We start from the raw sequence: 7,740 nt of genomic DNA, 5'->3' as shown, positions 1-7,740 counted from the left end.
CTCCATGACACCGATGCCTAGCGCGCCGTTGCCGCGCTTCTATCGCTTCGTGACGCCGCTCATCAGCAGGCTTCATCGTCATCTGGCCTATGATGCACCCGAAACACCGGATTATGGCTTTGCCGTGCGGGCCGACACGATCGACCTGACGATCGACGAGTTCACCTCGGCCGTCATGCATTATCCGATCGTGTTTGGCGGTGGTGAGGCGCCGAGGCCGATGGTCTTGACCGGTCAGCCCGGCAGCCAGCGCAACCAGTTCGTGGACGCTCAGGGCGCATGGCGACCCGGAGCCTATGTTCCGGCCTATGTTCGCCGCTATCCCTTCTTGCTCGCCCGGCTCGACCCTGAACTGGATGAGATGAGCCTGTGCTTCGATGGTGCCTGCCCCTGGCTGAGTGATCGGGACGAGGGCAATCTGTTCGGCGAAGACGACAGTCCCAGCGAGACGACCCGCCAGATCCTTGAATTCTGCCAGAGTTTCGAGGCTGCGGTGCGGCGCACGCGCAGCTTCATGGAAGAACTGGCCGAACTCGACCTGCTCGTCGATTTGCGGCTCGATGACGGCGCAGGCGGACGGATCACTGTTCCGGGCTACCGAATGGTTGATGAGGAACGGCTTCGCCAATTGCGGGCCGAGCCGCTGCGCAAGCTCATGAGCACGGGCGCACAAGGTGCGATCTTCGCCCATCTCTTCTCGCTGCGCCATTTGGGGCAGACCTTTCCGGCCCCGAGCTCCGACGTGGCAGACGAGGGTTAAGCCCTCTTTGCCGGATATCCCGAACGTTCAAACAAAGCGAATGACATGACCGATCAGATCCAAGACAAAACCCAAGACCAGACCTTGCCGCAATTCTACAAGGCGGTAACCCCTTTGATGAGCCAGCTTCACGGCACATTGACCTTCGAGGAGCAGGCCAAGCCCAATTTCGGGTTCGCTGCCGACAGCCCTGCGATCGTGTTGACCACCGACGAGTTCATCGCGGCCCAGGCCGATTACCCGATCGTCTTCTCCAGCGGTGAGAATCCGATGCCGGTGGTCATGACCGGTATGCCGGGGGGCAAGAACCGTCATGTCGATGGTGAGGGGCATTGGCAGGCGGAGCGCTATGTCCCGGCCTATGTTCGCCGCTATCCCTTTCTTCTCGCCAAACTCGACGACAAGGCGACTGACCTCACCCTGTGCTTTGACAGCGAAAGCGGTCGACTGGTCGAGGGCGAGGCGGGCAACCTGTTTGCTGGGGATGAACCCACCGATCAGGCCCGCGCCATCCTGGCATTTTGCGAGCAGTTCGAGGCGGCGATCCGACGCACCGAAAGCTTTGTGGCCGAACTGTGCGACCTCGATCTGTTGATCGAAGCCGAGGCGAGTGTGGCGGGCGAGGACGGCACCCCGCGTATCCTGCGCGGCTTCCAGATGGTGTCCGAAGACAAGCTGAAGAGCCTGCGTGGCGACCAGTATCGCAAGCTGGTTCAATCGGGTGCGCTGGCGCTGATCTTCGCGCACCTTTTCTCGCTGCGCCGGATCGGCACGCTGTTTGCCGACGAGCCGTTGCTCTGATTGAACACCGGGGGGCGCGGCACGGTCTTCCGCGGTCCCCGGATCATGGACGGTCGGAAATGGAGGGAGTGCGGGATCATGGTCCAGGACCATGCAAGTTTCGACAACTATCGTGAATTGACCAGCCTGATCGAGACGGGGCTCGAGGCTTTGGCAACCGCTCGCGCGATGCTTCACCGGCTGGACGAACAGACTGCGCCACATTCCGGTTCAAGGCGATCGCCGTCGCTGCAGTCGATATCCGGCCCCAACCCGCAACGCATGCTAAAGCAGATTGGGCAGGACCGAAGGCGCACCGCTGCCATAGATCGTCTCGTCGCATTGCAGCCCCGTGTAGGACGTAACGGAGCTGCAATTCTCCTGCGCCTGCTTGATGAGCCTGGCGTGTACATTGCTTGCGACGAACTGGTTCGTGCCGCCGGTATCCGTACTGCCGATGTAAAGGCCGTCAAAGTTTATATATGCCACCTTCGATGTGGCTTGCGCATGATGGGAATATCCGCTGAAGCTATCCAAACCGGTCGGCGCAGTTATCGACTCATTCCGGATGTCGTTGCGGGAATCACCGCGCTGCTGGGCGAGAATGCACCATGCGATTAGTTAGCAATTGGGAGTATCGTCGCAAGACAGCGGCAGCATAAACGGCGGTGGCTGTTGAAAAATGCGCCGCTGGTGGTCGGTACGGTTGGGGGCGGAATGACACCCCAAGGTTTGCGGTCCCGTCCCGATCGGGATCGAGTCGTCTAATCGCATGTCATAGGGCAAGTCCTTTTTCTGGTTCGAGGATACGTCGTATGCCGGGGCACGGTCGTCTTCGCGGTCGAGACATGTCGCCGCATGATGGGTGTCTGCGAAGCGGATCTTCCAATGTTTTGGACGCACGCGCCTTGCTCTTGGCTGGGTGGTGCAACTCGATCCTCGGAATGATCCAGCTCACGTCCCGGCAGGGACGCCTCGGGGCGCTGCGGGCAGCGCGTCCAAGCTTGTGAAAAAGTCAGGCGGCAGCGGTCCGATAGAACAACTCGCCGGATCGCAGCATGGCATGCATGATGACGGCCAGTTTGCGCGCAACGGCAATGGCGGCCCTCTTGAAGCCGAGCCTCTCGCGAAGCTTCAGCCCCCATGTTCGCAAGTCGCTATCGGCGTGAACGCGGGTCAGGATCGTCGTCGCGGCCTCGTAGAGCAGTGAGCGCAGGTTCGCATCGCCGCGCCTGGAGATATGCCCGTCATAGTCGACATCACCGGACTGGTATCGCCTGGTCGTCAGGCCGACCCACGCGCCGACCGATCGTGACTTCGCGAAGTTCGCCGGGTCTTCGATGGCGGTGGTGAAGGTCGTCGCCGTGACGGCGCCGACGCCGGGGATCGACATCAGCAACTGGCATGCCTGGCTTTGCCTAGGCATCGTGGACAAAGGGTAGCCAGAGCAGGACTGAGGCGAGGCTAACGAAGCCGATGTAGGACTGGGTGGTTTTGTCGTAGCGTGTGGCGACACGTCGCCAGTTCTTGAGCTTGTTGAACAAGCGCTCGATCTGGTTACGCCAGCGATACTTGACCCGATCATGCGCCGCCGGGTTGCGGCGGTTGCGCCTGGCCGGGATCACGGCCTCGACGTTCATGCTGGCCAGGGTGTCGCGAACCGCGTCGCGGTCATAGCCTTTATCTGCAAGTAGCGCGTCGATGCGGTCGGCGGTCATGCGCATCAATGGGCCAAAGCCTTGCGTGTCATGCGCCTGACCCGGCGTCAGGACGAAGGCGAGCGGGCGACCTCTGACATCGCAGCGGGCGTGGAGTTTGGTGGTAAAGCCGCCGCGGGATCGACCGAGCGCCTCGGCCGCACCAGTCCCTTTTTTATGCCCACGGCACAGTGGTGTGCCCGGACGACCGTACTGTCGATCATGTCGGCGCGGCCATCGCGTTCCACCGCACGGGAGTGTCAGGAATTTCGTGTGCGGGCGGGCGGCTGAACATTACGCCGCCATGGCTCGGATGAAGCGCTCGCCGAAGATGACGGCGAACTGGGCCTTGGCCATGGTCCACTCACGTGGTGGCATTCTCCACTCTTTTTCCGAGCGGTTCAAGATCAGGTAGAGCAGCTTGGTGGCGGCCTCGTCGCTGGGGAAATGGCCCCTGGCCCGGACCGCCCGGCGCAGTTTCGAGTTCAGCGCCTCGATGGCGTTGGTGGTGTAGATGATCCGCCGGACCTCGTCGGGGAAGGCGAAGAACGGGATCACCTCGACCCAGGCGCGCCGCCAGCTCTGGCCGATGGCGGGATAGCGGGTGCCCCATGGTCCGGCCTCGAATGCCGTCAGCGCCTGTTCGGCCGCCTCGGCGCTGGGCGCGCGGTAGACCTCCTTCAGCGCGGTCGCCAGGCCCTTGCGGTCCTTCCAGGAGACGAAGTCCATGGAATTGCGCAGCAGGTGGACGATGCAGGTTTGAACCACGGCATCGGGAAATACGGCTGTGATCGCCTCTGGAAAACCTTTCAGTCCATCGACGACGGCGAGCAGAATATCCTCGGTGCCACGGTTTCTCAGCTCGTTCATGACCCTGAGCCAGAACTTGGCGCCCTCGTTCTGCTCGAGCCACAGGCCCAGCACCTCCTTGGCGCCATCGGCGCGGACGCCCAGCGCGATGTGGATGGCTTTGTTGCGGACCATGCCCTCGTCGCGGATCTTCACCCGCAAGGCGTCGAAGAAGACGAGCGGGTAGACCGGATCCAGCGGCCGCTGCTGCCAGATCGCCACCTCGTCGAGCACCGCGTCGGTCACCGTGCTGATCAGGTCCGGCGACACGTCGATGCCGTACAGATCGTGCAGGTGCCCCGTGATCTCCCGGGTGCTCATGCCGCGCGCGTACATCGACACGATCTTCTCATCGAAGCCCGGAAAGCGCCGCTGGTATTTGGCGATCAGCTGCGGGTCGAAACTGCTCTGCCGGTCACGTGGTACGTCGATCGCCAGCTTGCCGGTATCGGTCGTGATCGTCTTGCGGCCGTAGCCGTTGCGCGAGTTGCCGGCGCCCTCGTCTCCGGCCAGATGATGATCCATCTCCGCGATCAAAGCGCGCTCCGTCAGCGCCTTCTTCAGCGCATCCAGCAGGCCGCCCTGCGCCAGGGCGGCACCAGCATCAGCGCCAGCCAGCAGCTGATCAAGCAGCTCGTTCGGTATCGCAGGCTCTTTGCGTCGGGACATACAGGGTCTCCTTCTTTCCCTCTATGCCCGCCCGCACACGAAATTCCTGACACGCCCCACCGCACCGGCCAGCGTCTCCAGCATGGCGTCGAACACACCTGTCGTCGCCCAGCGACGGTAGCGGCGGAACACGCTATTCCACTTGCCATACTCCTCCGGCAGATGCCGCCACTGCGCACCCGTCCGCGCAATCCACATCATGCCTTCGAAATAGGGCCGATTGTCACCAGCGGGACGACAGCCTCGTCCACGCTCGGCCGGTAGCAGCGGCCCGATCAGCGACCATTCCTCATCCGACAAACCGATCCGTTCGCCCAAGTCTGCCTCCAAAAGGCAGCCTTGAATCAGTGGCGCACCACGACGTCAAGCTTTGTCCACGATGCCTAGCCAGGGCCGGTTGCGAGAGAATGTTCGCCGATAAGGCGAGCGGTGCGAAGACTGATCGACCGGGTTTGACGGAAGCTCTGCAATTCCTGCGCACCGGAGACACGCTCGTGATATGGAAACTCGACCGGCTTGGTCGTTCCATCCGGGGCCTTATCGACCTTGCCGCGGGTCTTTCCGACCGGAAGATTGACTTTCGCTCCCTGACCGATGGTTTTGATACCGCCACCCCTTCAGGGCGGCTGCTCTTTCACATCCTCGCCTCAGTCGCCGAAATGGAGCGAGAGCTCATCAGGGAGCGGACGATCGCTGGGTTGGCAGCCGCCCGGGCGAAGGGCGGCACCGATGGTGGCCGTAAACCAACTATGACGGCCGACAAGATCGACACCGCGCGCAAGCTGCTGGCGGCAGGAGACAAACCGGCCAAAATCGCAAAATTGCTGCAGGTTGGCTTATCGACTTTTTATCGGCATTGCCCGGCAGGCGAGCCGCCAGATAGCTAAGCCAGTCCGCTGCAATGTCGTAATTCTTGCCGATTGGAATTGAGTTTTGAGACACCGACCGTTTGACCGATTTGCTTTTCAAACGGCTTGCGCTTATCTGTTTCGCGATATCGGAGTGCCCTGACAGTGATCCTGTAACGAAGTCATATTGGTCGATTGCGCATCGCGCGCTCCCGTTTGAGCCTTTGTCCAAAATGTCGCGGGCATGACTTCGTTTTAGGTCAACTCGCTTGTTCCAACGCGCCCCAATCTTACACGGGCGGCTGCGTCAGAACGAGCAATTCAACAGGTATCGTTATGACATTTTCAAACCGCTCGCCGGATAGCATTGTCGCGCATAATCAAGCGGCTTGGGACAAGCTCGCAGCGCAGGATTGCGAATGGTCCCGCCCGGTGTCTTCGCAGGCCATTGCGGGAGCCCGTCGAGGCGATTGGTCGGTGCGGTTGATACCGGACGATATGCCCGACCATTGGCTGGGGCAGGTGGCAGGCCGCGACGTGCTTTGCCTTGCATCCGCTGGTGGTCAACAAGCCCCCATTCTCGCTGCGGCGGGCGCAACCGTCACCGTCCTGGATGCGTCCGAAGGGCAGTTGGAGCAGGACCGCTTGGTGGCAGCACGGGAGGGCCTGGCCTTGTCCACGATCCGAGGCGACATGCGCGACCTGTCCGTGTTTCCGGACGAGTCTTTCGACATCATCTTCCATCCCATTTCCAATCTCTACGTGCCGGATATCCGGCCTGTCTGGAAGGAATGTTACCGGACCCTTCGCAAGGGCGGGCGGCTGCTGGCGAGCTTTTACAACCCGGTCGTCTTCGTGGGTGACCGCGATCCCCAATGGCGAGAGCAGGGGCTTATCCGTCCTATATACGCCCTGCCCTATGCCGATACCGAAGACATGGAGACCAACGAACTAGAGGCAAAAGTCGAGCGTGGCGAAGCGCTGGTCTACGGCCATAGCCTGACCGATCAGATTGGTGGCCAGACCGAGGCAGGTTTCAGAATCGCAGGGTTTGCGGAGGCCCGTGCACCGGCCCCGCGCTTCGTCATCGACCAATATCTGCCGACCTTCCTTGCGACGTTGGCGTTAAAGCCACTTTGATCTGAAGGCCCCACTTGGACCGGTTCCGGCCGTCCCGAGTGGGAAGGTTGGGCAAGACGGCTGGGACATTCCCATTGGGATGGTATTCCGGGAAAGGCCGGGCTGGGGATGGAAATCCGACGCCAACCGATGGCATCAATGAGCGATGACGGCTGCCATTCTCTTCGACCTTGATGAAACGCTGCTGGACCGGACGACATCGCTCATCGCTTTTCTAGCGGATCAGCATAGTCGTTTTCGTTCAAGATTGGGCTATGCGGCTTTTGAGGCATGGCGAGATCGGTTCATTGCGATGGATGCTCGCGGACATACGCACAAATCCGTCGTTTATCCTGCGATTTTGGCGGAGTTCAACGGTGACCCCAACGCGGCAGATGAGTTGCTGGATGACTACCGGAAGCGATGCTCGTCTTTCGCGCGGCCGTTCGCTGGTATGGCCGAAACACTGCAAGAACTGCGCTCTCGAGGGAGGCGGCTTGGAATTATCACAAACGGAGAAACTGCGTTTCAGTCACGGCATATCGAAGCGTTAGGTCTCGACCGCATGGTGGATGCCGTCCTCATTTCTCAGACTGAAGGATTAAGGAAGCCCGATCCGGCGTTGTTTGAGCGGGCCGCGGCACGGCTGTGCGTCCAAGCTTCGGAATGCCTTTTCGTCGGCGACAACCCGGTTGCAGACGTGCTTGGTGCCCATAATGCCGGATTGAGTACCGCGTGGTTTCGATGCGGAATGGATTGGCCCGCTGACCTGCCGCCCCCACCTGGCGCGGTGATCGAAAGATTGTCAGAGGTCCTCGCATTGGTCGACGGCGTCTCTTCCGTACGCTAGGCGCGCAGTGAGGCCGGGAGAGTTTTCTCACAAAGGAACGGCGATCGAGACGGCCGCGGCCGTCCCGTTTGGGATCCAGACCGTCCGAAAACAGGGTTGTGGATTCCCGAGCGTACCGGGACGGTGTAATCTTCGGGCATGGGGTACATTGAAGGTCATGCTCGGGAT

Annotated in this window: 9 protein-coding genes and 1 pseudogene; 6 read left to right on the top strand and 4 right to left on the bottom strand. The window is 61.1% G+C overall.

What is annotated here, in order from left to right; genetic code table 11:
* Positions 1-4 precede the first annotated feature (4 nt).
* From ABIC44_RS13460 to ABIC44_RS13450, 3 genes are all read left to right on the top strand, one after another.
* Complete coding sequence (locus ABIC44_RS13460; RefSeq protein ID WP_354296004.1) at positions 5-760, top strand: SapC family protein; 756 nt, start codon at positions 5-7, stop codon at positions 758-760.
* 45 nt (positions 761-805) lie between these two features.
* Positions 806-1,561, top strand: coding sequence for a SapC family protein (locus tag ABIC44_RS13455; RefSeq protein WP_354296002.1), 756 nt, complete (start codon positions 806-808; stop codon positions 1,559-1,561).
* A gap of 78 nt (positions 1,562-1,639) precedes the next feature.
* Entirely contained in the window at positions 1,640-2,161 is a 522-nt protein-coding gene (locus ABIC44_RS13450; protein ID WP_354296000.1) for a winged helix-turn-helix domain-containing protein, read from the top strand.
* A gap of 394 nt (positions 2,162-2,555) precedes the next feature.
* Here the strand turns inward: ABIC44_RS13450 and ABIC44_RS13445 are convergent.
* The 4 genes and pseudogenes from ABIC44_RS13445 to ABIC44_RS13430 all read right to left on the bottom strand — a co-directional run.
* Positions 2,556-2,966: pseudogene (locus ABIC44_RS13445) on the bottom strand (transposase); the annotation flags it as partial.
* Positions 2,959-3,429: an IS5 family transposase gene (locus tag ABIC44_RS13440; protein WP_354296079.1), complete on the bottom strand. Its 471-nt coding sequence runs from the start codon at positions 3,427-3,429 to the stop codon at positions 2,959-2,961. The gene ABIC44_RS13440 and the pseudogene ABIC44_RS13445, both read right to left, overlap by 8 nt.
* A gap of 102 nt (positions 3,430-3,531) precedes the next feature.
* Complete coding sequence (locus ABIC44_RS13435) at positions 3,532-4,755, bottom strand: IS256 family transposase (protein WP_354295999.1); 1,224 nt, start codon at positions 4,753-4,755, stop codon at positions 3,532-3,534.
* A 21-nt stretch (positions 4,756-4,776) separates the two neighbouring features.
* On the bottom strand, positions 4,777-5,085 hold the full coding sequence (locus ABIC44_RS13430; RefSeq protein ID WP_354295997.1) for a transposase: 309 nt from the start codon (positions 5,083-5,085) through the stop codon (positions 4,777-4,779).
* Positions 5,086-5,102: 17 nt separating this feature from the next.
* Between ABIC44_RS13430 and ABIC44_RS13425 the strand changes: the two genes are divergently transcribed.
* From ABIC44_RS13425 to ABIC44_RS13415, 3 genes are all read left to right on the top strand, one after another.
* Positions 5,103-5,642 (top strand): recombinase family protein, encoded by a 540-nt coding sequence (locus ABIC44_RS13425; protein ID WP_354295996.1) that lies wholly within the window; start codon positions 5,103-5,105, stop codon positions 5,640-5,642.
* A gap of 297 nt (positions 5,643-5,939) precedes the next feature.
* Positions 5,940-6,743 carry a class I SAM-dependent methyltransferase gene (locus ABIC44_RS13420; RefSeq protein ID WP_354295994.1) on the top strand — a complete coding sequence of 268 codons (804 nt, stop codon included), beginning with the start codon at positions 5,940-5,942 and terminating at the stop codon, positions 6,741-6,743.
* A gap of 145 nt (positions 6,744-6,888) precedes the next feature.
* Positions 6,889-7,572: an HAD family hydrolase gene (locus ABIC44_RS13415; protein ID WP_354295992.1), complete on the top strand. Its 684-nt coding sequence runs from the start codon at positions 6,889-6,891 to the stop codon at positions 7,570-7,572.
* Positions 7,573-7,740: the final 168 nt, after the last annotated feature.

It is taken from the genome of Sphingomonas sp. 1185, from assembly GCF_040544655.1.
Classification (GTDB): Bacteria; Pseudomonadota; Alphaproteobacteria; order Sphingomonadales; family Sphingomonadaceae; genus Sphingomonas.
The sequence above is the reverse complement of the archived record's forward strand: the minus strand, read 5'-3'. Positions and strand labels throughout refer to the sequence as shown.

Excerpts from the sequence above, each read along its gene's own strand:
- ABIC44_RS13460 (WP_354296004.1), top strand. The coding sequence starts at position 5 with ATGACACCGATGCCTAGCGCGCCGTTGCCGCGCTTCTATCGCTTCGTG.
- ABIC44_RS13455 (WP_354296002.1), top strand. The coding sequence starts at position 806 with ATGACCGATCAGATCCAAGACAAAACCCAAGACCAGACCTTGCCGCAA.
- ABIC44_RS13450 (WP_354296000.1), top strand. The coding sequence starts at position 1,640 with ATGGTCCAGGACCATGCAAGTTTCGACAACTATCGTGAATTGACCAGC.
- ABIC44_RS13435 (WP_354295999.1), bottom strand. The coding sequence starts at position 4,755 with ATGTCCCGACGCAAAGAGCCTGCGATACCGAACGAGCTGCTTGATCAG.
- ABIC44_RS13420 (WP_354295994.1), top strand. The coding sequence starts at position 5,940 with ATGACATTTTCAAACCGCTCGCCGGATAGCATTGTCGCGCATAATCAA.
- ABIC44_RS13415 (WP_354295992.1), top strand. The coding sequence starts at position 6,889 with ATGACGGCTGCCATTCTCTTCGACCTTGATGAAACGCTGCTGGACCGG.